The sequence below is a fragment of the Pseudomonas sp. Tn43 genome (assembly GCF_014192635.1).
Lineage (GTDB): Bacteria > Pseudomonadota > Gammaproteobacteria > Pseudomonadales > Pseudomonadaceae > Aquipseudomonas.
Genome location: NZ_JACHYG010000005.1, coordinates 431,478 through 451,721 on the forward strand (window position 1 = coordinate 431,478; position 20,244 = coordinate 451,721).

Genomic DNA, 20,244 nt, shown 5'->3' on the forward strand with positions numbered 1-20,244 from the left:
TGCAAACCATGACCCAGTGTTTCAAACAACACCCCATAGATGATCAGCGCCTGAACCACAACAGCACGCCCGTTGCTGACTGTGAATGCAAAGAGGTGCGGCTTTATGGCAGCAAGACCCTCGTTACGGACGTGCCGATTCTGACTTGCGCATGCCTCTGGCGTACCTTCCAGCGCGAGGCGGAAGAAATCGTCGCACCTAAAGGCGTATTGATTGCGGACCCCGTTGAGCGCAACCGCGCTATCAATGCTGCGTACGCTCGACTTTGGTTGCACGACTCGCGGTTTCAGTGGGCCGGGTTGGCGGCGTTTGCTTCCAAGCAGGTCGGTTGCGGATTGTTGCATGCGGCGGACAGCGTCGAACGCATCAGTGATGAGCGTGAGACGAGGCAGGTATTACGAGACAGCCGCCGCGAATCCGGATTATTGACGACGGGCAAGATGGCCGAGCAGACAGATGCGTTGCGTAACTATAGAGAAGCCGATGCGCGCAATCCTGTGCCATCTGTGGATTTTCGTTCAGCGGGGGAAGACTTGTCGTTGGTGCAACAGCAATTCCGGCATGTGCACGACATGATGGCGCTGGGCAATACCACGCTGTTTCTGGATGTTTATCCGCTGCATGAGTTTTGTGCGAAGCGTGGGTTGGGGGAGTTGAAGCAGTGTCTGAAGGCGCGGGCGGGCATCTATGGGCATTCAAAGTTTCCGGTGCTTTGGCCGGTGAGGCAGGAAAAGCTCCAGTTCGGAATGGATTATCCCGAAATTTTGCCAGCTTTTGAGGCGATAGAGGCAGGGGACATTTTCAGAAGCGTGGAGTATTTGGCGCTGCATGAGCAGAAAAATATTCTCCAGCCGACAATTTACCAAGATCGTCGATTGGTGGCTTTGCTGCGTGGCAACCACGCTTCCTACGTCACGGGGTTTCCTTCAGGCGTTGCCCAGGCAATTGAGCTGACCCTTACCAGCCAATGCCAGCGCGTCGAGGACGGGCGAACTATCGTTTTTGGCGACAACCCGCTGGCGGACTTGTCGGACCTCAAGCAACGAATGGCATTCGTACTCCGGGCGGCGACGCGCTTTGATCAGATGCTCAGCGATCACAACCGTAGTGCATTAGAGCAATCGATCAACGAGATCGCATCGGGCGGCAGCGGGCTATGAATCTGCGACCACGGTTATTGGGCAGGCGCCGCTGCGCCAACCTTCTGCTTCTGGCTGTTGTAGCTTGGGCCGCCATACATCAGCTAACGCAACCTCTCTGGGATGAGCCGGAAATCGTCCTGAAAATGGGTGGTACCTATGACGATTTACGCAGGAACTCTTCAGCCCCGTTTAGTCCGGAGATACGAGGGCACATCTGGTTTGGCATTCCCAAGGTCGATGCAAAATTGCGATTCGCCGACCCGCAGTTCGGGTTTACCACGCCTGCAGCGCGCTTTTTTACTGTCGACTTTGACGACAATGTCATTTACAGCCTCCGCATGTCCCCCCAGATCGAACCGCTCCTGATTGATGACGCGCTTAAAGTTGTTCTCGACCTGCAAGACCAATGGCGCGCTAAAGGTTGGGTGGCGAAGGGGCTGCGAAACAATCCCACGATCGTCGATACACCTGAGTGGCGGGCCTACCTGCGCAAAGGAATTCTCGCAGGGATAACCTACTGGCAAGCCGACGATAAGTATCAGGTCATGCTGGTACTGGCTCGCTTCGAGGATTACCGAAATCCGACCGAAGAGCGCTACCTCATCACCCTCGCACTTGCCAAACCCTGGATCCCCTTCGCCGAAATCGAAGACCGATATGACGAACCCAGTCACTTCCCCGCCCCGCAACCCGAACAAAAAGGAGCCCCACCATGCCAACTCCCGCCTTCATGACCCTCAAGGGTGAAAGACAAGGCCTGATCAGCGCAGGCGCCTTCACCGAAGCGTCAGTGGGCAACGTCTATCAGTTGGGCCGCGAAGACCAGATCATGATTCAGGCCCTGAGCCATGGCATTTTCGTGCCCAAAGGGGCGGGAGCGGGACGTCGGATGCACAAGCCCTTGATCATCACCAAGGCCATCGACAAAGCGTCGCCGTTGATTAACATCGCTCTGTGTTCCGGGGAGTTGCTCAGCCAGTGCCGTGTCGAGTGGTATCGCACCTCGGCTCACGGAACGCAGGAACATTTCTACACCATGGAGCTTGAAGACGCGGTAATCGTCGGCGCCGAAGTGCTCATGCCTCATTGTCAGGACCCTGGCACCGCTCACCTGACTCAACTGGAAAAGGTCCACTTCAGCTATCGGCGGATCTATTGGCGGCATGAGGTCAGCCGGACCATGGGTTCCGACGAATGGCGTGCCGAGGCGCAGGAATGAGGCTGGTCAATGAAATGCATCTGTCCGCGTGGGAGCGCCAACATGCTTATCCCAGCGAGCAAGCACTGGAGCACGTGCGCCAGGCGTTGCTCGATCGGCAATCCATCGACGGCCTTGATGAATTGCGTGCGGCGTTACTGATCAATATCGACAGCGAGGTGCTGGAGCAGGTCGAGGGTGGCCAGTGGTGGCTGATCCGCACGGAGGTCGACTTGGGCGACTGGGTAATGCCGAGGCCTGCATTCGATCAGGCGGTGATCGAATTGATGAAAAATCCACCGGTTCAACCTTCGCGATCGCCAAGGATCTTTCGCCTCGTTGACAGCGTCACGGCCGAGCCGCTGGCGCAGTTGTCGTACCTGGCCACGATAGATGGGCAGTCTGTGCAGCGTCGAACCGATAGCGAGGGCATCGCCCATCTTTTTGCGCCGGCCGGGGTGCAGCAGATTTCAATGAAGATCATCGGCGTTTAGCGCTGGCATGGTTACTTGAGTTTATTGGCAACGGCTGTCGCAGCTCAGGGCAATATTTTGCGGATAGACGTAACGGCAGGTGCCGGTAAAAGGCACGTTGTTGTATGGTTGTGGTCGAACCGATGAACCCAAGTGATTGAAAGGATACCGCCATGCTGGACTGGAAGAACCGCACAGGCAGCGCGCCTGAGCGTGCCGCTGAACCGAAATCGGCCACCCGCAGTTATTTTGGCGGCCTGTTGTTCAGCCGGGCGCTGGCTACTCTGATTGTTCTTTACCTGTTGGTAGCGATCGCGCTGGGCTGGTACTGGAGCCAGGAGCCGGCGCTGTTCCCGGTTCAGCAGAATGCCCAGGTGGCGGCCGAGAAAGAAGGCAAGCAGATGGTGGTCGGCTACACCACGGTGGAAACCCTCAAGACCGTTGCCAATACCTTGCTGACCAAGCCGGGTGGCTATATTTCCAACGACCGTTTCCCGCCGGGTCTGTGGATGGACAACATGCCGAGCTGGGAATATGGCGTGTTGGTCCAGGTCCGTGACCTGAGTCGTGCGCTGCGTAAAGACTTCGCCCGCTCCCAGTCACAGTCCGCCGAAGACGCCGACCTGGCCAAGGCCGAGCCGCGCTTCAACTTCGACAACAAAAGCTGGGTGCTGCCATCCAGTGAATCGGAGTACCTGGAAGGCATCAACTCCCTGAGCCGTTATCAGGCACGTCTGTCGGGGCCTGACCAGAAAAGTGCGCTGTTCTATGCCCGCGCCGACAACCTGAACAACTGGCTGGGTGATGTCGGAACCCGTCTGGGTTCGCTGTCGCAACGGCTGTCGGCCAGTGTTGGCCGGGTCAAGCTCAATACCGCGCTGAAAACTGAAGTACCGGCGCTCGGTCAAGTGCCGCAGGTGGACGAAGAAGTCGTCGAGACCCCATGGCTACAGATCGATAACGTGTTCTACGAAGCCCGCGGTCAGGCCTGGGCGTTGTCCCACCTGCTGCGTGCCATCGAAGTCGATTTTGCCGATGTGCTGGCGAAGAAAAACGCCACGGTCAGCGTGCGCCAGATCATTCGTGAGCTGGAAGCCTCGCAAGAACCGGTCTGGAGCCCGATGATCCTCAACGGCAGCGGCTTCGGTGTGTTGGCCAACCACTCGCTGGTCATGGCCAATTACATCTCCCGGGCCAATGCCGCGGTGATCGATTTGCGTCAACTGCTCAATCAGGGCTGAGTCATGGTTGATAACTCCATCGATGGCATGCGGGAGGCCGCCCATCGTGCGGCCTCCGATGCCGAACAGATCGCCTGGGTCGACGAGCAGGACAACCTGCTCGGTGCTCTGGTGCGCTCAGACCTGCGCGAACGCGGGCTGATCGGGCGTGGCACCTACATCATGTTGTTCAACTCCGCCGGTGAGTTGTGCGTACACCGGCGCACATTGAGCAAAGCGATCTACCCCGGTTACTGGGACGTGGCGGCCGGTGGCATGGTATTGGCCACCGAAACTTACGCCGAATCGGCGGCCCGAGAGCTGGAAGAAGAGCTGGGCGTGAGCGGTGTGGAACTGACGGCTCATGATCACTTTTTCTTCGAAGACACCGGTAACCGACTCTGGTGCTCGGCGTTTTCGGCGGTATGGGACGGCCCGTTGATCCTGCAACCGGAGGAAGTGCTGGAAGCGTGCTTTATCCCGATCGACCAGGTCATGCTGGAAATCACGCAGAAGCCTTATTGCCCGGACTCTCTGGCAGCTTTGCAGCGTTATCTGAAGGCCCGGCAAACCGACGTCGCAAAGAAGGTATAAATTGGCGCCGATTGGCTCTTAGCAATCGGCGTTTTTGCCGTTACACTGCGCGACCTTTTCAAACTGAACCGGTAATGCTTGTTGTAGAAATGTAGGAGCTGTCGAGTGCAACGAGGCTGCGATCTTTTGATTTTTCTTTTGAATCAAGATCAAAAGATCGCAGCCTCGTTGCACTCGACAGCTCCTACGCTCATACACCGATGTATTACGGTCCAGTAGCGCTGCCCCTGCCTGAGTGGGGCTTCGCGGTCGATGGCTCCCTCCCGGGTTGCCGCGACCAGTCTTTGTCCTCCCAAGAGGATTGCCGGTGGCCAAAAAAGCCGCATCCTTCGCCGCCCTTGGTGGCCTGGTATTTTCCACCGACGCAGGTCGTCATTGCCCGGATTGCAGTAAACCGGTGGATGCCTGCATCTGCAAACAGACCGTTATCCCGGCCGGCGACGGCATTGCCCGCGTGCGTCGCGAAAGCAAGGGCCGTGGCGGCAAGACGGTGACCACTATCACCGGCGTGCCGTTGGCCGAAGACGCGCTCAAGGAGCTGGCCACGACGTTGAAAAAACGTTGCGGGACCGGTGGGGCGTTGAAAGACGGAATCATCGAAATCCAGGGCGATCATGTCGAGCTACTCTTGGCCGAATTGATCAAGCACGGTTTCAAAGCGAAGAAGTCCGGCGGCTAGCAGCCTCTGTGAAAACCACCCTCGGCTTGATCCGGCCCCGATTCAATTCTGGTCTGGCGTCGTCTACATGGTTTTCACAGAGCCTGTTCTGACCGGTTTCTAAACTCAGCGCTGAATGCGAGGTCTATGCCACTTGCATGCAGGCTAATCGTCATTTTCATTCTTTAGACTGCGCCGGCCTGAACCCAGGCGACGCTCTATGACTTCTTTATAGGGGACTTCAATGTCCGTACGACGCACACGCAAAGACGATGGCAGCCAATGGACAGTTGTGGACAGCCGCAGTGTTTACGGGATTCGCCATTGGGGGGCCGGGTATTTCGCGATCAATGACGCCGGTCGCGTCGAAGTTCGTCCGAACGGTCCGACCAGTTCGCCTATCGACCTGTTCGAGCAAGTCGACCAACTGCGCAAAAGCGGTTTGTCCTTGCCGTTGCTGGTGCGTTTCCCTGACATCCTGCAAGACCGCGTGCGCCAGCTGACTGGCGCTTTCGACGCCAATATCGAGCGCCTGGAATACCAGAGCAAGTACACCGCGCTGTACCCGATCAAAGTCAACCAGCAGGAAGCGGTGATCGAAAACATCATCGCCACCCAGAACGTTTCCATCGGTCTGGAAGCCGGCTCCAAGCCTGAGCTGCTGGCGGTACTGGCGCTGGCGCCGAAAGGCGGGACCATCGTCTGCAACGGTTACAAGGACCGCGAGTTCATCCGACTGGCGCTGATGGGCCAGAAACTGGGTCACAACGTGTTCATCGTGATCGAGAAAGAATCCGAAGTCGGTCTGGTCATCGAAGAAGCCGCCTCGCTCAAGGTCAAGCCGCAGGTCGGCCTGCGCGTGCGCCTGTCGTCCCTGGCATCGAGCAAGTGGGCAGACACCGGTGGTGAAAAATCCAAGTTCGGCCTGTCGGCGGCGCAATTGCTGTCGGTGGTCGAGCGTTTCCGCGCCGCCGGCCTGGACCAGGGCATTCGCCTGCTGCACTTTCATATGGGTTCGCAGATCGCCAACCTGGCGGACTACCAACACGGTTTCAAGGAAGCGATCCGTTACTACGGCGAACTGCGCAACCTTGGCCTGCCGGTGGATCACATCGACGTCGGTGGTGGTTTGGGCGTGGACTACGACGGTACGCACTCGCGTAACGCCAGTTCGATCAACTACGACATGGACGATTACGCCGGTGTCGTGGTCGGGATGCTCAAGGAGTTCTGCGATGCGCAGAGCCTACCGCACCCGAACATCTTTTCTGAAAGCGGCCGCTCCCTGACCGCTCACCACGCCATGCTGGTGGTTCAGGTCACCGACGTCGAGAAACACAACGACGACGTGCCGAGGATCGATAACAAGGAAGAACTGCCGGAAACCGTACAGTGGCTGGTCGACCTGCTCGGCCCGACCGACATCGAGATGGTCACCGAAACGTACTGGCGCGCCACGCACTACATGAGCGACGTCGCCACGCAATACGCCGATGGCAAGCTGACCCTGGCGCAAAAAGCCCTGGCCGAGCAATGCTACTTCGCCGTTTGCCGTCGCCTGCACAACTCGTTGAAGGCCCGTCAGCGTTCCCACCGTCAGGTGCTCGACGAACTCAATGACAAGCTGGCCGACAAGTACATCTGCAACTTCTCGGTATTCCAGAGCCTGCCGGATACCTGGGCCATCGGCCAGGTCCTGCCGATTCTGCCGTTGCACCGTCTGGACGAAGAGCCGCTGCGCCGTGCAGTGCTGCAAGACCTGACCTGCGACTCCGACGGCAAGATCAAGCAATACGTCGATGAGCAGAGCATCGAGACCAGCTTGCCGGTACACGGTCTGAACGAAGGTGAAGACTATCTGCTGGGAATCTTCCTGGTGGGTGCCTACCAGGAAATTCTCGGTGATATGCATAACCTGTTTGGTGACACCGACTCGGTGAACATCTACCAGAACGCCGATGGCAGCGTGTACCACGCCGGTATTGAAACCCACGACACCATCGAAGACATGCTGCGTTACGTGCACTTGTCGCCGGAAGAGTTGATGACCCACTATCGCGACAAATGCGCCAGTGCCCGCATCAGCGCCGCCGAGCGCACCCAGTTCCTCGACGCCTTGCGTCTGGGCTTGACCCGTTCGTCTTACCTGTCTTCTTGAGGTAAGGCTCCGTTCCCATCGGGTTGTCTGAAAATTCTCCATGCGCTGGGGAAATTTCAGATGATCTGGTGCGGAGCTTCTCTTTTATCAAGCGAAATTACCCACAGACCGGGCTATCCAAGGGATATGGTCTTCTTTTCACGTAGGTCATTTCCTAAGTTGTATTTCGGCACTCTACTCGGCCATGTCTCTCAGCGAGAATCCCCGGCCGCCCCTCCTGTAGAGAATCGCCGATGTTCGATCCAGTCAACGAGCCGTCATTTCGTCTGGATATAGCGGGTCTTCCCGACCCCTTTGAGGTCTTGGCCTTTACCGGTAGTGAAGCCATCAACGAGCCCTTTGTGTTCGACGTGGAGCTGCTGAACGATGACCCGACGCTGGACCTTGCGAGCCTGCTGTATCGTTCGGCCTTTTTGCATTTCGGGCCCCCGGGGCAGGGTATTCATGGCCAGTTGCTTAGCCTCGTTCAGCTTGGCCATGGCGGTGAGCCCGGGCTATGTCGAGTGCGTCTGGGCCCCAGGCTGGCGTGTCTGGGCCAGCGCTTCAATCAGCGAATCTTCAGCCAGCGCTCGGTGCCGGAGATTCTCGCTCAAGTACTCAAGGAACACGGCATTGCCGGTAAGGAGCGTCGTTTCGACCTGAGCGGCGATTACCCACCCCGTGATTTCTGCACGCAGTATCGGGAATCAGACCTGCAGTTTCTCCAGCGTCTGTGTACCCAGGAACGGCTTCATTACTACTTCGAACACTGTGCACGCGCAGGGCATTGTCTGGTTTTCGGTGATGGCCCGGGACAGTTCAGCCGTGGCGAAGAGGGCGTCTTTGAGAGTGAGAACGAACGGCCAGGCGTGCATCGGTTCAAGCTTCACGGCTGCGGGCAGATCGCCGAAGGCCAGACGAATCTGGCGACGCTGCGCAGCGGTCAACTGATGCCGCTGTCCGGCCACCCGTGTGCGGACTGCAATCGTCTGTGGCTACTGACCCACGTCGAGCATCAAGGGGGACAGGAGCCAGGGCTTCCCTATAGCAATCAACTGCGCGCCGTTGTGCAGCAAGTGCCTTTCGTGGCAGATCATTCGGTGATCAAACAACCCAGGATGCTCAGCTTGCAGCGGGCGTGGGTGGTCGAGGTCGATGAGCCTCGACCGGATCTGTCCAGACCGGTTGCCGTGCAGTTTGACTGGCTTTATCAGGGGGAGGGCGCAGCGCCCAGCCACTGCTGGTTGCCATTGGCGCCCGAGCTGGGAGACGCGGACAGCTTGCCGCTGAATGAAGGGGCGCAGGTGCTGGTGAGCTTTGTCGAAGGCGATCCGGACCAGCCTTTGATCAGCGGATTTCTTCCCGGCACAGCGTCGAGCACAGCGCCGGTCATACCCGACCTGCCACCTTCCTTGATAACCGATGCGAACCTGGCGTCCGACGGCTTGCTGGGCCTGTTGCAATCCGGCGAGCCCCTGGTGCTCCTGTGTCTGCTGCCCGGCGGTGGCAGTTTCAGTCATTGCGCGCAGTCTTTCTGCACCTGTCGGGCGGCGACGCAGTTCGGCCAGAGCGGTGCGGCATGATCGCCGCTCTGGCGCCCGATCTGGCTGCGCAATGGCTCTTGCTCGATGTTCCGGGCGAGCCTCAGGCTGGTGCGAATGTGCGGCAACAGTTTGCTCATACCCGATGGTTCCGCCTGTTCGAAGGCACTGAGTTTCACCCGTTGCGTGAGTACGGCCCGGTATTGGTCGACCTTCGCGAATGCCCGGCGCTGACCGAGTCATGCCTCAGTGCGCCACACCTGTGGAGCGGATTACTGCTAACCAGCGAAGCAACGCCCTCGCAGTTGCTGGAGCATTTGCGGCGGATGCTCACGGTCACCCTGGGGCTGCATCACCGGGCTTTGTTGAGTTACTACAACCCACACACGGCGAGTTATTTTTTCGATGCCTGCGATGCGCAGGAGTTGAGTCGCTGGCTCGGTCCGATCGATCAGTTGCGCTGGTTCGGTGGCACCTGGGCCGATCGGGCGATTGGCTGTCAGGGCTGGCAGCAGTTGTTCAATCCGCGGCTTGCCGTCCGACCGCTGGCCGTTGAGGAAAACCTCAGCCTGCGTCAGCGAGACACCTTGCAGACCTGCCTGCTGGAACAACATACCTGGCGCTGGAGCCGATCCACTGGTATTGGCTACAACAGCTTGTGGGCTTACCTGCAGGAAGGGCGGGCGCTGGGTTTCAGCGAACGTGCGGTGCTCGATGACTGGTTATGGCTGCGCTTGCTGCATCCCGAAGCAGTGGCCAGGCAGCCATTGTCGGGAGGCAGCCAGCAGGAGCGTCTCGATAGCCTGCGCAACCTGTGGCAAAACAATCAGCCTTGAAGGTGAAGGCCGGCCCTCGTCAACCTTTGAACCAGCTGTCGTGCTTGCGCAAGTACCAGGCGAATGCGCCAAGGGTCAGGCTGCGCAGCAACATGAACAGCAGGAAGGTTATCCACAATCCATGGTTGCCCAAGCCTTGCAGCGCCCAGGCGAAGGGCACCACCAGGATCACCGTCAGCAGCATACCGTTGCGCATTTCCCGGGCGCGGGTGGCGCCGATGAACAGGCCGTCGAGCAGGTAGCTCCAGACGGCGATCAGCGGCAGCATCGCGAGGTAAGGCAGGTAAAGGAAGGCGGTGTCGCGCACGTTCTGAATGTCGGTCTGCATCTGGATGAACAGGTGCCCGGCGAACAGAAACAGCAAGGCAAACCCCACACTCGCCAGCAATGACCAACCGCACGCCACCACCAATGAGCGACGCAGGGCTTCTCGGTCGCGAGCACCGATGGCGTGCCCGCACAGGGCTTCTACGGCATGAGCCAGGCCGTCCAGCGCGTGGGCGGTCAGCAGCAGACCGTTGAGCAGCAACGCGTTGGCCGCAACCGTGGCATCACCCAGCCGCGCGCCTTGCACGGTGATCAGGAAAAACACTGACTGCAAGGCCAGGCTGCGAATGAAAATGTCGCGATTGACCGCCAGCAATGGGCGCCAGCTCTGCCACAGCGCCAGCGCGGCCCAAGCGATATGGCCGGGATAGGCGCGCAGAGCCTGGCGGGTCATGAGCAGGCCGATCAGCGCGCCGGTCCATTCGGCAATCACCGAGGCCCGGGCCGCGCCGACCACGCCCCACTCCAGGCCGAGGACGAACCAGAGGTTCAGCGCGATGTTCACCAGATTGGTACTCAGCAAAATCGCCAGCGGGGCTCGAGCGTTCTGGGTGCCGAGGAACCAGCCCACCAGCGCGTAGCTGGCCAGTGCCGCCGGCAAGCCAAACAGCCGCGTGTGGAAGAACTCGCGGGTGAGCTGGTCCAGCTCCGCCGACGGTTGCATGAAGTGCAACGCGACCCCGCTCAACGGCACGCCCACTGCGCCCAACACGATGGCCAGGCCCATGGCCAACAACAGACCCTGGAGCAAAATCTGCCGCAATGCTGCGCCATCTCCGCGCCCGGCAGCCTGGGCGGCGAACCCGGTGGAGCCCATGCGCAGAAAGCCCATGGCCCAGGCAAGAAAGGTATACAGACTGGCGCCCACCGCGACAGCGCCGAGTTGATGAGCATGGGGCAGGTGGCCGACGACGGTACTGTCGACCAGCGCTACCAGCGGTACGGAAATATTGGAGAGAATCATCGGGGCGGCGAGCGCCCAGACTCGACGATGGGTTGGACGGTCGCGCCAGTCGGCAATCAGATTGGACATGCAGGCTCCTTGGGGGCGCCTGCATTGTAGCGATGAACTTGGAATCCGCATGCATGATCGTTCCCATGCTCTGCGTGGGAATGACTCCTGTGACGCTCTGCGTCACGTTGTCAGGGACGCGGAGCTCCCGGGCTGCATTCCCCACGCAGAGCGTGGGAGCGATCAGGGCAGAAAAGAGGGGGTTAGTGAACAATCCAGCTCAACAACCATAACCCCAGCAACAACCAGATAATCCCCATGATGATCGACGCGTTCATGAAGGCGCGGATCGCTGCCCACAGCAGCATGAGCCCGATGATCAGCGTGATGATGCTGATGATCGAAGTGTCCATGCCCAGCGCCTGGGCCAACCCTTCGACAAAATTGCTGCCAGCGTTGCTCAACAGGTCGAACAGACCGCTGAGGGCATCGATGATGAACCGAATGGCTGAACCGATGACCTGGCCGAGCCATTCGAAAAAACTTTCTACCTGCATGTGTACGTCCTGATGAAGTGGTGGCGTGGTTGCCGGATCCGAGCGTTGGGCCATGGATCGTGCTGCCGGGTTCCCAACCGTCCAAGTATGGCGCAAACATCTCTGTAGCAGCTGGCGAAGGCTGCGTTCGGCTGCGAAGCAGTCGTCAAACCGGAAATTGCGGTACATCAGGCAGAACGCGTCAGCCATATTCACGACGGCTGCGCAGCCGAACGCAGCCTTGGGCAGCGGCTACATAGACCTTGCCTTCACCCGCCATCCCCTTGAAGCTATACGCCTTCAGGAGAGCCCGATGAACCTTGTTGAACTGACCGAACGCCTGCACGCCATTCGCGACCGCAATGACTGGCGGCAATTTCACAGCCCGAAAAACCTGGCCATGGCCGCGAGCGTGGAAATGTCCGAGCTGGTGGAGATTTTCCAGTGGCTGACCGAAGACCAGTCACGCCAGTTGCCGGCGGACAAGCTCGCCCATGTCGGGCAGGAAGTCGGCGACATCGTGCTGTATCTATTGCTGCTATGCAGCGAGTTGGGGTTGGACATGAATGAAGTGGTGCGCAGCAAACTCGCGGACAGCGAACGGCGGTTCAGCTGATGAGCGACCGTCATTTCGATCAACTGGCGACCCGTTTCGCCGAAAAAATCTACGGTGGCGCCAAAGGTGCGATCCGGCTCGCGGTGTTGCAAGCCGACCTGGCCGAAACCCTGCCGGAGCGCCCGTTGCGCGTGCTGGATATCGGCGCCGGCCTGGGCCACATGTCGTTGTGGCTGGCCCAGCGCGGTCATCAGGTGACCCTCGCCGAACCCGCCGAACCGATGCTTGAAGGCGCCCGCCAGCGCTTCGCCGAAGCCGGGCAGACGGCTACATTCATCCAGGCGCCTTGGCAGGATCTGCTCGGTCAGCTCACTGAACCCTACGACCTGGTGCTGTGCCACGCCGTGCTGGAATGGCTGGCCGAACCCCATGCGATTTTGCCGGTACTGCATCAGTTGACGAAGCCGGACGGCTGGTTGTCCCTGGCGTTCTACAACCGCGATGCATTGATCTACCGCAACCTGCTCAAAGGTCATTTCCGCAAGATGCGCAAGAATGCCATGGCCGGCGAAAAGCAGAGCCTGACGCCGCAGCAGCCACTGGATCCACGGGAACTGGCGGCGCAACTTGAGAGCATGTGGCAGGTCGAAACCCAGAGTGGGGTGCGGGTTTTTTACGACTACATGCCGGTGGAATTCCAGGCCCGCGTCGAACTGCCGGATTTGCTGGAAATGGAACTGGCTCACCGCCGTCACCCAGGTTTCGCCGGGCTTGGGCGCTACCTGCACTGGATCTGTCGGCCGATCTGAGCGGAGCGCGAAATGTACAGTCGTTCAGGGTTACTGGTGATCTGTCTCGGGTTGGCAGCCTGCCAAGGCAGCAACCCTTATGTCGCGACGTCCAACCCGCTGCCGCCGGCACCGACCCAGGCCACCACCACCGTCGACCGCAGCGCCTACCCGGCAGCGCCCCGCGATTACGGGCGCTATCGCAGTTGGGCCTGGCTCAATGGGCGTCTGCCACCGGACACCGCCTGGGCTGACTCGGCGCAGGTGGCCGAAGCGGTCAGCAATGCCCTCGATCAACGCGGCTTGCGCCCTTTGCAGGACAATCGCCCGGCGGACCTGTTGGTCAGCGTCGATTTGCATCTGGAGACCCGCTTGCGTCAGGTCCGGGACGATTATGGTTACGGCGGGGGCTACTACGGCGGTGGTTATGGCGGTTACAACCGCTACGGCAGCGGTTACGGCCTGTACAACACGGTCCCGGTCATCCGCACTTATCAGGTACAAGTGGTTGTGGTGCGCATCGATCTGTTCGACGCGAGCACTGGTCAGCCGGTATGGAGTGCCAGTGCCGAAACCGACAGCCAGGGCAGCCAGAGAGCGCGTGCCGATGCCTTACGCGAAGCTGTCGAAAAGGCCATGTCGGCGTATCCTCCTAATTAGCTTCCTTTACGGAAAGCAATCCCGCAGGCGCATGTCTTCTATCGGAGAAAAATCATGTTCCGCCGTCTCGCTTTACTGGCCATGGCCGCGCTGCTCACTGCCTGCGCCGCCAACCAGGTCAATCATGACTTCGATGCCAGCCGCGACTTTGCGGCTTATCGTAGCTGGAGCTGGAAAGAGCCCGCTGTGCAATACCGTCCCGATGACCCCCGGATCAAGAGTGACCTGACCGAACAACGCATCCGCCAGTCCGTTGCCGATCAGCTGGATCAGCGCGGTTTGCGGCCGGCCGCCGCCGGTGCCAGTCCGGATCTGAAGGTACAGGCCTATTTGATCGTCGAAGATCGCCAGCAACAAGTGACCACCTACTATGGTGGCGGTTATGGTGGCCCATGGTACGGCTACTGGGGCGGACCGATGTACAACGAAACGCGCAACATCAGCTACAAGGTGGCGACCATTCAGATCGACCTGCTCGATGGCAAGGACGACAAACTGGTGTGGCGCGGCAGCGACGAACAGACGCTTAGTCGCACACCGAACCCGCAGGATCGGAGCAATAGAATCCACGAGACAGTCGGGCGGATATTGGCCAACTATCCACCGCGCTAAACCCTGAACGATCCAACGCCATAGCCCCTGTAGGAGCGAGGCTTGCCCGCGAAGAACGATAACGCGTAGTGACTGAAAAACCGCGGTGTTTTCTTCGCGGACAAGCCTCGCTCCTACAGGCTCTTTGTCGTCACACAAGCCCACAATAAGCCCATTCCCACATTGGGTTTTGTTGTCTGGGGTGGCGAGTTGCCAGCAATCTCGCAGACCCTTGTCTACACTGCTTTTCACCAATGGAGGTAACCCTCGGCGATGCGCCGGCAAAGGAGTGCGCCATGTCTCCCTGCTCGCAGTTTCGTAACCCGGCCCGGCAACGGGGAGCGATCGGATTGATGGCGGTGCTGACACTGGGCATGGCCTTGGTATTCTTGCTGGTCGTGGTCGATAGCGGCCGCCTGTACCTGGAAAAACGCAGCTTGCAACGAGTGGCGGATATGGCCGCGCTGGAGGCTGCCACGCGCAACGGTGATTGCGCCGTGGGTGCCACCGCTACCGCCTATGCCACTGCCAGTGCCAACCGCAACGACTTCTCCCTTCCCGACTCCTCCCGCAGCCTGGCGGTAGCCTGCGGCACCTTGAGTCTGGACGCCAATAATCTCCGGGTTTTTACGGCTGATCCGAGCAGCAGCGAAGCCATTCGGGTGAGCGCCAGTCATTCAGTCCTGCAAAGTATCGCCGGCGGTATTGGCGCGCTGTTCGGCGGCGCTTCGGCCGGGGCGACCTTCAACCTGACCGCGACCGCCGTCGCAGCGTTGCCGCCACCGCTGGCATCGCTGACCCTGCGCACTACGGTGCTGAGTGTCGACTCCAGCAAGTCGGATACCCTCAATGCGCTGTTCGGTGGTTTATTGGGCGGCCATCTGAACCTCTCCGTGGCAGGGTGGGAGGGGTTGCTGAACAGCCATATCAGCCTGCTCGGTTACCTCGATCGACTGAAGGTTGACCTCGGCGTCAACGCCGCCGGTTATAGCCAGGTGTTGGGCACTTCGGTGGCCGTCAGCCAGTTGATCCAGACGGCCGTCAATGTGCTGGACCCCAATGGCACGCTTGGTGCGACGGCGACCATCGTCGGTCTGCAAGCACTCAAGGTTGCCGCGGGTTCAACGACCGTGGTGCTGGGCAATTTGTTGCACGTCGAGAATGGCAGCAACCTGTCGGCGTTGGCGACGAACGTGAGCGTGTTCGACCTGATCGAGGGCATCGTGCAACTGGCCAACAAGGAAAACGGTCTGGTGGCAACGCTGCCGATCGATCTGGCGGGGCTGGCACACATCACGGCTCGGGTGCAGGTGCTGGAACCACCGCAACTCTCAGCGATCGGCAATCCGAAAAAGGCAGCCCTGAACCCATTGGGACCTGACCGGATTTACGTGAGAACCGCGCAGGTACGCACCTTGCTGTCGATCGACTTGCCGGCGCTCGACGCCATTGCGGCGCTGGTCAATGCGGTGACCGATCTGGCAGGACCGCTGACCAACACCCTCAACGCCTTGCTCAATCTCGACCTGGTGGAGGTGCTCGACTCACTGACCTGTGCCTTGGGCGTGCCCTGCCAGACACCCGATGTCATCGTGTTGCCGGGGCCGATACGGCTCGATGTGGCGCTGGACGTCGCCAGCGCCAGCAGTTACGTCACGGCCTACAGCTGCGTCAATAACACCAACAAAACCCTGACCACCCGCACCCGTACATCACTGGTGGACCTGAAAATCGGCCGGATCGATGCGGTCAGCATGTTCGGCAGCAACACCGCACCGCCGACAGTCACGGTGCAGCCGTTGAAGGTAATCGACATCGGGATCAAAACCTGTCGCAGGCTTTTGTTCTTGCCCATCACCTGCGATCCCCGTGTGCCCGGCGTGGGTGGCGGCATCGATATTGTGGCCGACACCAGCGTGGCGGCGAACGCCAATATGGCCCACGTCTATTCCGCGCCACCCGCCAGCAGCCTGCCAGAAATCAGCCAGCCACCGTTCTACTATTCGTTCACCACCAGCAGTATTGTCAGCAACCTGCTCAACACCCCGCTTAACATTCACGTGGACATGTATGGCCCGTCAGGCAGTCTCGTCAGCGGACTGGGGACGATCCTGAGCAGCGTGGCCACCTTGCTGGTCAGTGCGATCGACAGCGTGCTGAACCCGTTGCTCGACAGTTTGATCAACACGTTGCTGTTAAGCCTGGGGATCGATTTGAACAAGGTCGACGTCGGCGCCAATCTCAGTTGTCATTCGGGGCGCGCGACGCTGGTGATCTGATCGTCGGTGGCAATCGGCAACTCAATACAAAACCGCGCGCCCTCGGTCGAGTTTCTTACGGTCAGCTTACCGCCCATGTTTGCGATGATGCCGTTACTCACCGACAACCCGAGCCCGGTGCCGACACCCACCGGTTTGGTGGTGAAGAAGGGTTCGAAAATCCGCTCCAGCAGCCGCGGATCGATACCGCCGCCGTTGTCCTCGACCCACAATCGCACCGACGCTTCATCGCGTTCGGCGTACACCGAAATCCACGGTTTGAACGCCCGGTCGGCCTCACGTTTGTTCAGCAGCGCATCCCGCGCATTGACCATCAGGTTGATCAACACCTGCTCCAGCTGATCGACGTAACCGCGCACCTGCACGTCGAACCCGGTCTGGCTGACCCGCAGCTCGACCCCTTTGCCACGCATGCCTTCGGACAGCAGCGCCAGCGTGCCCTCGATGGCTTGCGCCGGATTGAAAGGGTGTTGTTCGATCTCCGAACGCCGGCCGAATACCCGCATGTGATCCACCACCCGCGCCGCTCGCTGGACTTGTGCGTCGATGCGGTTGAGCTTGTCTGTCAGGTAATCGATTTGCGCATCACCATTGTTCAGGCGCTTGAGCACATTGACGATGGCCATGCGTATCACGTTCAGCGGCTGATTGAATTCATGGGCCAGCCCGGTGGCCATTTCGCCGAGGGTGGCCATTTTCGCGCTCTGGGTGAGCTGTTGTTGGGCGCGCCGGACTTCGGTGTTGTCACGGCCCACGGCTTGAATCTCCAGCAAACGACCCTGCTCGTCGAACACCCCGCGATCCGACCAGACCCACCATGCATGTTCCCGTCCCGGCAATTGCAGGTTGATTTCTGCAGTACTGACCGGGAACTCCGGGCTCAGTCGACTGAGCCGCTGGAGGAACGCTTCGCGCTGTCCCGGCGACATCCAGCTGCCCAGGTTCACCCCCGGCAGTTGCTCGGGCTGGCATTCCAGATAGGTCGCCAGCGGGCTGTTGCCAAAGGTCAGCGTCAGGTCTGGAAGGTAGCGGCAGATCATCGCCGGGGAGTCTTCCACCAGGATCCGATAGCGCTCTTCGCTCTGTTTCACTTTCTCGGCGGCCAAGGTCGCTTCGGTGACATCCAGCCACAATCCCACGGCTTCCACCGGCAGCCCGAGGTCGTCGCGCAGCAGTTTGGCTTCGTCGAGCAGCCAGTGGTAATCGCCGCGATTGTCGCGCAGCCGATAACGGGCACGCACTGAACCTTCGCGCAGCAATTGTCGGGTGCGTTCGAAATAGCCGTCGCGGTCCTCGGGATGAACCCGTTCCACCAGCGCGCCGGCGGCACAATCGGCGAGTGACCAACCGAGCAGCGGCAACAGGCTGTCGCTGAAAAATGTCGGTTGCAGGGCACCGTCGACATAGCGCTGCACGTAGATCACCGCCGGCGAACTGGCGATCAGGTTGTCCAGCCGGGCATGGGCGGCAGCGGCGTTCTGCTCCTGATTCTTGATGTCACTGATGTCGAGCATGAAACCCACCAGCCGCCGGGTTCGGCTGCTGCCCAGGGCCTGGCCTTGCAGTCGATACCAGATCGGCGTTTGTGCCGTGTCGGGGCGATGCAGGCGCACGCACAGCAGCAACGGCGCGCCTTCGTCCTGCAAGGTTTGCAGGCGAATCGTCAGCTCTTCACGGTCGGCGGGGTGGATCTGTTCGAGCCAGTCATGCAGCGGTAAACGCGTGCTCGCAAGGTTCAGGGTATTGGCCAGTGACGGCGCCAATTGCACCTCGCCAGTGTCGCTGAAGACCTCCCACCAGCCGGTGCCGAGCAAGGCTTGCAAAGACTCCAGCCGCTCCAGTTGCAGATGGTGCTGATGCTCGCGCAAGCGCTCAAGCAGCGGGCCGGCCAAAGCGGCAGTGAGTTGCAACCAGTCGCGATCGCTCAGATCCGGGGCACGCTGTTGCACCGGGTAGAAACCACAGAGCAACCAGGCCACCACGCCCAAGGCGTTGTGGTAAGGCACCGCGAACCCTTCGGCATTGCCGAAGATGACTTGCAGGCGTGGGTGTTCGCTGGGGATCAGTGGCTGAGGGGCGGAGCCATTCAAACTGTCGAGACTGGTGCCCAAGCGTTGATCGATTTCCCACAATAGGGGCGCATCGAAGGCCGCGTAATGCTGGTGGATCAGCCAGCCTTCCGCCTGTTCGTCGAGCAAGGCCATGGCGATGCACGGAATCTGAAAGCGCTGGGCCAGGCCTTGCAGTTGCTCCGCCAGCACGCCAGACAAACGCGTCAGGCTGCACAAACGCAACTGTTCGCTGATCTGCGCCGCGATTAACTGGCACTGTTCGCGGCTGCGCGCTTGTCGGCGTTCGAGCAACAAGTCGCCGATGTCGATCAACTGCAACAGCCAGTTTTCGCCCAACGGCTGCACCCAGCCACGCAGGTGCAGTGGTTGTTCGCCGAGGCTGAAAAAATCCAGGTCCAGGCTCTGTCCCTGCCATTCGGCAGGCGCGCCTTCGACCGACAGGCCGCTATGGGGCATGAGGTAATCGAGCAGATGCGGTGCCTGCGCGCCAGGTACTTGTTGCGCCAACAGATGCCGCAGCGGACCGGTCAGCTGAACCACTCGCCCCTCTTCATTCAGATGCAACTGCAAACCGACACGTTGTACGTTGGCGATGTCCGCAGTGTCGGCGCTGTGCGAAGTCTGTGGCGGTTGGCGGTTGAGCAGGCGCCCGAAGAGCTTGTCCCCGGAACTCAAAATTGCAGGCTCGATCGGGCGGTGAGGGTCGCGGGCAGATCGGGCACCGAACCGATCCCCGGCAGTACCAGGAACGGCAGCACCTGGTTCAATTTGCTGGTGGGGTAATTGATGGTGACCGTCAACACGCCACCGATGTAGGTGGCACTGGCATCGGTGGCCACATTGAAGTTCAGCGCGGCGGGAATCCAGGCCAGCTGCCGGGTTAGTTCAGTGGTGGCTATGTTGGTGACGGCGGTGTCGTAATTGGCGGTGCTCGGGTCCAGCGCCACACTGCGTCGCACCGCTTCGGCTGTCGATTGATTAAATGATTGCATCAGCAATAGCGGCAGGCTGTAACTGACCAGACCATAAAACACGGCGAAAAAGATAATGAACACCAAGGCGAACTCAATCGCCACGGCACCTTTTTGTTTGCGGGGGAGGCCTGTTTTCATGAGTGCGTCTACCCTGACCATCACGACGTAGTATCAGCATAGAATCATTCAGCCAAAACGGACGTTTTTTACCGGATGCAGAACGTTGTCCTACTTATCTGGCTGACGCTTTGCGCAGCACAGGATGTTCGGGAGCGGTACATCGCCAATGGCCTGACCCTTGGCGCAGGTACGTTGGCGCTGACCTATCTGTTAGGGACGGGCACCACGTGGCTGGGGGCCGAGGCGGTGCAGGGCGGCTGGGCTTTGTTGTTGGCACTGGCCTTCACCTTGCCCGGTTATGCATTGAAACGCCTGGGGGCGGGCGACGTGAAACTGATGGCGGCGCTGGGGCTTGCGACGGACGGTATGCACCTGCTCGGCGGCTTCATCGGCGCCGGATTGGCCAGTGCATTGTGGGTGCTGTTGGCGCCAAGACTCTGGCTGTATATGGGGCAAGGGCTTAGGCAGCGTCTTCGTTACCTGGGGCCTGGAACGTCAAAAAAGCAGCCCTTTGCGCCGTTCGTATTGGTGGGCATGTTGTTGACTTTGGTCTGGCTGCATTAGTTACCGGGCAATACTCGTTCTATGTA

General features: G+C 59.9%; 20 protein-coding genes. 16 read left to right on the forward strand and 4 right to left on the reverse strand.

Features of this window, described 5'->3' with window-relative positions:
- Positions 1-8 precede the first annotated feature (8 nt).
- From FHW68_RS16360 to FHW68_RS16405, 10 genes are all read left to right on the forward strand, one after another.
- Positions 9-1,160, forward strand: a complete 1,152-nt coding sequence (locus FHW68_RS16360; protein WP_183681325.1) for a DUF2515 family protein — start codon at positions 9-11, stop codon at positions 1,158-1,160.
- Positions 1,157-1,876 (forward strand): hypothetical protein, encoded by a 720-nt coding sequence (locus FHW68_RS16365; protein WP_183681328.1) that lies wholly within the window; start codon positions 1,157-1,159, stop codon positions 1,874-1,876. Before FHW68_RS16360 ends, FHW68_RS16365 begins: the two co-directional genes overlap by 4 nt.
- Positions 1,855-2,361 carry an Hcp family type VI secretion system effector gene (locus FHW68_RS16370; protein ID WP_095634098.1) on the forward strand — a complete coding sequence of 169 codons (507 nt, stop codon included), beginning with the start codon at positions 1,855-1,857 and terminating at the stop codon, positions 2,359-2,361. The genes FHW68_RS16365 and FHW68_RS16370 overlap by 22 nt, the downstream gene beginning before the upstream one ends.
- The gene (locus FHW68_RS16375) at positions 2,358-2,834 is read left to right on the forward strand and encodes a hypothetical protein (protein WP_183681331.1); all 477 of its coding nucleotides are present in this window, start codon (positions 2,358-2,360) and stop codon (positions 2,832-2,834) included. Before FHW68_RS16370 ends, FHW68_RS16375 begins: the two co-directional genes overlap by 4 nt.
- 152 nt (positions 2,835-2,986) lie before the next feature.
- Positions 2,987-4,054 carry a DUF2333 family protein gene (locus tag FHW68_RS16380; protein WP_095634100.1) on the forward strand — a complete coding sequence of 356 codons (1,068 nt, stop codon included), beginning with the start codon at positions 2,987-2,989 and terminating at the stop codon, positions 4,052-4,054.
- A gap of 3 nt (positions 4,055-4,057) precedes the next feature.
- A complete protein-coding gene (locus tag FHW68_RS16385) occupies positions 4,058-4,627 on the forward strand; it encodes an NUDIX hydrolase (RefSeq protein ID WP_095634101.1) in 570 nt (189 codons plus the stop codon).
- Between the two features lie 307 nt (positions 4,628-4,934).
- Entirely contained in the window at positions 4,935-5,306 is a 372-nt protein-coding gene (locus FHW68_RS16390) for a translation initiation factor Sui1 (RefSeq protein WP_063341676.1), read from the forward strand.
- 223 nt (positions 5,307-5,529) lie between these two features.
- Entirely contained in the window at positions 5,530-7,443 is a 1,914-nt protein-coding gene (gene speA, locus FHW68_RS16395) for an arginine decarboxylase (protein WP_095634102.1), read from the forward strand.
- A gap of 233 nt (positions 7,444-7,676) precedes the next feature.
- Entirely contained in the window at positions 7,677-9,005 is a 1,329-nt protein-coding gene (locus FHW68_RS16400; protein WP_183681333.1) for a type VI secretion system Vgr family protein, read from the forward strand.
- Positions 9,002-9,799 (forward strand): DUF4123 domain-containing protein, encoded by a 798-nt coding sequence (locus FHW68_RS16405; protein WP_183681336.1) that lies wholly within the window; start codon positions 9,002-9,004, stop codon positions 9,797-9,799. The genes FHW68_RS16400 and FHW68_RS16405 overlap by 4 nt, the downstream gene beginning before the upstream one ends.
- Before the next feature lie 19 nt (positions 9,800-9,818).
- On the opposite strand, the gene FHW68_RS16410 is transcribed toward FHW68_RS16405, so the two are convergent.
- Positions 9,819-11,159: an MATE family efflux transporter gene (locus FHW68_RS16410; protein WP_095634105.1), complete on the reverse strand. Its 1,341-nt coding sequence runs from the start codon at positions 11,157-11,159 to the stop codon at positions 9,819-9,821.
- A gap of 182 nt (positions 11,160-11,341) precedes the next feature.
- Entirely contained in the window at positions 11,342-11,635 is a 294-nt protein-coding gene (locus FHW68_RS16415) for a hypothetical protein (RefSeq protein ID WP_095634106.1), read from the reverse strand.
- A 292-nt stretch (positions 11,636-11,927) separates the two neighbouring features.
- Between FHW68_RS16415 and FHW68_RS16420 the strand changes: the two genes are divergently transcribed.
- From FHW68_RS16420 to FHW68_RS16440, 5 genes are all read left to right on the forward strand, one after another.
- Positions 11,928-12,230, forward strand: coding sequence for a MazG-like family protein (locus FHW68_RS16420; protein WP_095634107.1), 303 nt, complete (start codon positions 11,928-11,930; stop codon positions 12,228-12,230).
- On the forward strand, positions 12,230-12,979 hold the full coding sequence (locus FHW68_RS16425) for a methyltransferase domain-containing protein (protein WP_183681339.1): 750 nt from the start codon (positions 12,230-12,232) through the stop codon (positions 12,977-12,979). The genes FHW68_RS16420 and FHW68_RS16425 overlap by 1 nt, the downstream gene beginning before the upstream one ends.
- Positions 12,980-12,991: 12 nt before the next feature.
- Complete coding sequence (locus tag FHW68_RS16430) at positions 12,992-13,618, forward strand: DUF4136 domain-containing protein (protein ID WP_095634109.1); 627 nt, start codon at positions 12,992-12,994, stop codon at positions 13,616-13,618.
- Positions 13,619-13,672: 54 nt separating this feature from the next.
- Positions 13,673-14,230 (forward strand): DUF4136 domain-containing protein, encoded by a 558-nt coding sequence (locus FHW68_RS16435; RefSeq protein WP_183681342.1) that lies wholly within the window; start codon positions 13,673-13,675, stop codon positions 14,228-14,230.
- Between the two features lie 275 nt (positions 14,231-14,505).
- The gene (locus FHW68_RS16440) at positions 14,506-16,488 is read left to right on the forward strand and encodes a pilus assembly protein TadG-related protein (RefSeq protein WP_183681345.1); all 1,983 of its coding nucleotides are present in this window, start codon (positions 14,506-14,508) and stop codon (positions 16,486-16,488) included.
- Here the strand turns inward: FHW68_RS16440 and FHW68_RS16445 are convergent.
- Both FHW68_RS16445 and FHW68_RS16450 read right to left on the reverse strand, forming a co-directional pair.
- The gene (locus FHW68_RS16445) at positions 16,458-19,235 is read right to left on the reverse strand and encodes an ATP-binding protein (protein ID WP_183681348.1); all 2,778 of its coding nucleotides are present in this window, start codon (positions 19,233-19,235) and stop codon (positions 16,458-16,460) included. The two genes, FHW68_RS16440 and FHW68_RS16445, sit on opposite strands and share 31 nt — an antisense overlap.
- Complete coding sequence (locus FHW68_RS16450; RefSeq protein WP_183681351.1) at positions 19,232-19,672, reverse strand: TadE/TadG family type IV pilus assembly protein; 441 nt, start codon at positions 19,670-19,672, stop codon at positions 19,232-19,234. Before FHW68_RS16450 ends, FHW68_RS16445 begins: the two co-directional genes overlap by 4 nt.
- A gap of 75 nt (positions 19,673-19,747) precedes the next feature.
- On the opposite strand from FHW68_RS16450, the gene FHW68_RS16455 reads away from it, so the two are divergent.
- Positions 19,748-20,218 (forward strand): prepilin peptidase, encoded by a 471-nt coding sequence (locus FHW68_RS16455; protein ID WP_183681354.1) that lies wholly within the window; start codon positions 19,748-19,750, stop codon positions 20,216-20,218.
- The last annotated feature ends 26 nt before the right edge of the window (positions 20,219-20,244 follow it).

Excerpts from the sequence above, each read along its gene's own strand:
- FHW68_RS16420 (WP_095634107.1), top strand. The coding sequence starts at position 11,928 with ATGAACCTTGTTGAACTGACCGAACGCCTGCACGCCATTCGCGACCGC.
- FHW68_RS16365 (WP_183681328.1), top strand. The coding sequence starts at position 1,157 with ATGAATCTGCGACCACGGTTATTGGGCAGGCGCCGCTGCGCCAACCTT.
- FHW68_RS16415 (WP_095634106.1), bottom strand. The coding sequence starts at position 11,635 with ATGCAGGTAGAAAGTTTTTTCGAATGGCTCGGCCAGGTCATCGGTTCA.
- FHW68_RS16380 (WP_095634100.1), top strand. The coding sequence starts at position 2,987 with ATGCTGGACTGGAAGAACCGCACAGGCAGCGCGCCTGAGCGTGCCGCT.
- FHW68_RS16400 (WP_183681333.1), top strand. The coding sequence starts at position 7,677 with ATGTTCGATCCAGTCAACGAGCCGTCATTTCGTCTGGATATAGCGGGT.
- FHW68_RS16360 (WP_183681325.1), top strand. The coding sequence starts at position 9 with ATGACCCAGTGTTTCAAACAACACCCCATAGATGATCAGCGCCTGAAC.
- speA (WP_095634102.1), top strand. The coding sequence starts at position 5,530 with ATGTCCGTACGACGCACACGCAAAGACGATGGCAGCCAATGGACAGTT.
- FHW68_RS16370 (WP_095634098.1), top strand. The coding sequence starts at position 1,855 with ATGCCAACTCCCGCCTTCATGACCCTCAAGGGTGAAAGACAAGGCCTG.
- FHW68_RS16430 (WP_095634109.1), top strand. The coding sequence starts at position 12,992 with ATGTACAGTCGTTCAGGGTTACTGGTGATCTGTCTCGGGTTGGCAGCC.
- FHW68_RS16410 (WP_095634105.1), bottom strand. The coding sequence starts at position 11,159 with ATGTCCAATCTGATTGCCGACTGGCGCGACCGTCCAACCCATCGTCGA.
- FHW68_RS16450 (WP_183681351.1), bottom strand. The coding sequence starts at position 19,672 with ATGAAAACAGGCCTCCCCCGCAAACAAAAAGGTGCCGTGGCGATTGAG.
- FHW68_RS16425 (WP_183681339.1), top strand. The coding sequence starts at position 12,230 with ATGAGCGACCGTCATTTCGATCAACTGGCGACCCGTTTCGCCGAAAAA.
- FHW68_RS16435 (WP_183681342.1), top strand. The coding sequence starts at position 13,673 with ATGTTCCGCCGTCTCGCTTTACTGGCCATGGCCGCGCTGCTCACTGCC.
- FHW68_RS16385 (WP_095634101.1), top strand. The coding sequence starts at position 4,058 with ATGGTTGATAACTCCATCGATGGCATGCGGGAGGCCGCCCATCGTGCG.
- FHW68_RS16405 (WP_183681336.1), top strand. The coding sequence starts at position 9,002 with ATGATCGCCGCTCTGGCGCCCGATCTGGCTGCGCAATGGCTCTTGCTC.
- FHW68_RS16440 (WP_183681345.1), top strand. The coding sequence starts at position 14,506 with ATGTCTCCCTGCTCGCAGTTTCGTAACCCGGCCCGGCAACGGGGAGCG.
- FHW68_RS16375 (WP_183681331.1), top strand. The coding sequence starts at position 2,358 with ATGAGGCTGGTCAATGAAATGCATCTGTCCGCGTGGGAGCGCCAACAT.
- FHW68_RS16455 (WP_183681354.1), top strand. The coding sequence starts at position 19,748 with ATGCAGAACGTTGTCCTACTTATCTGGCTGACGCTTTGCGCAGCACAG.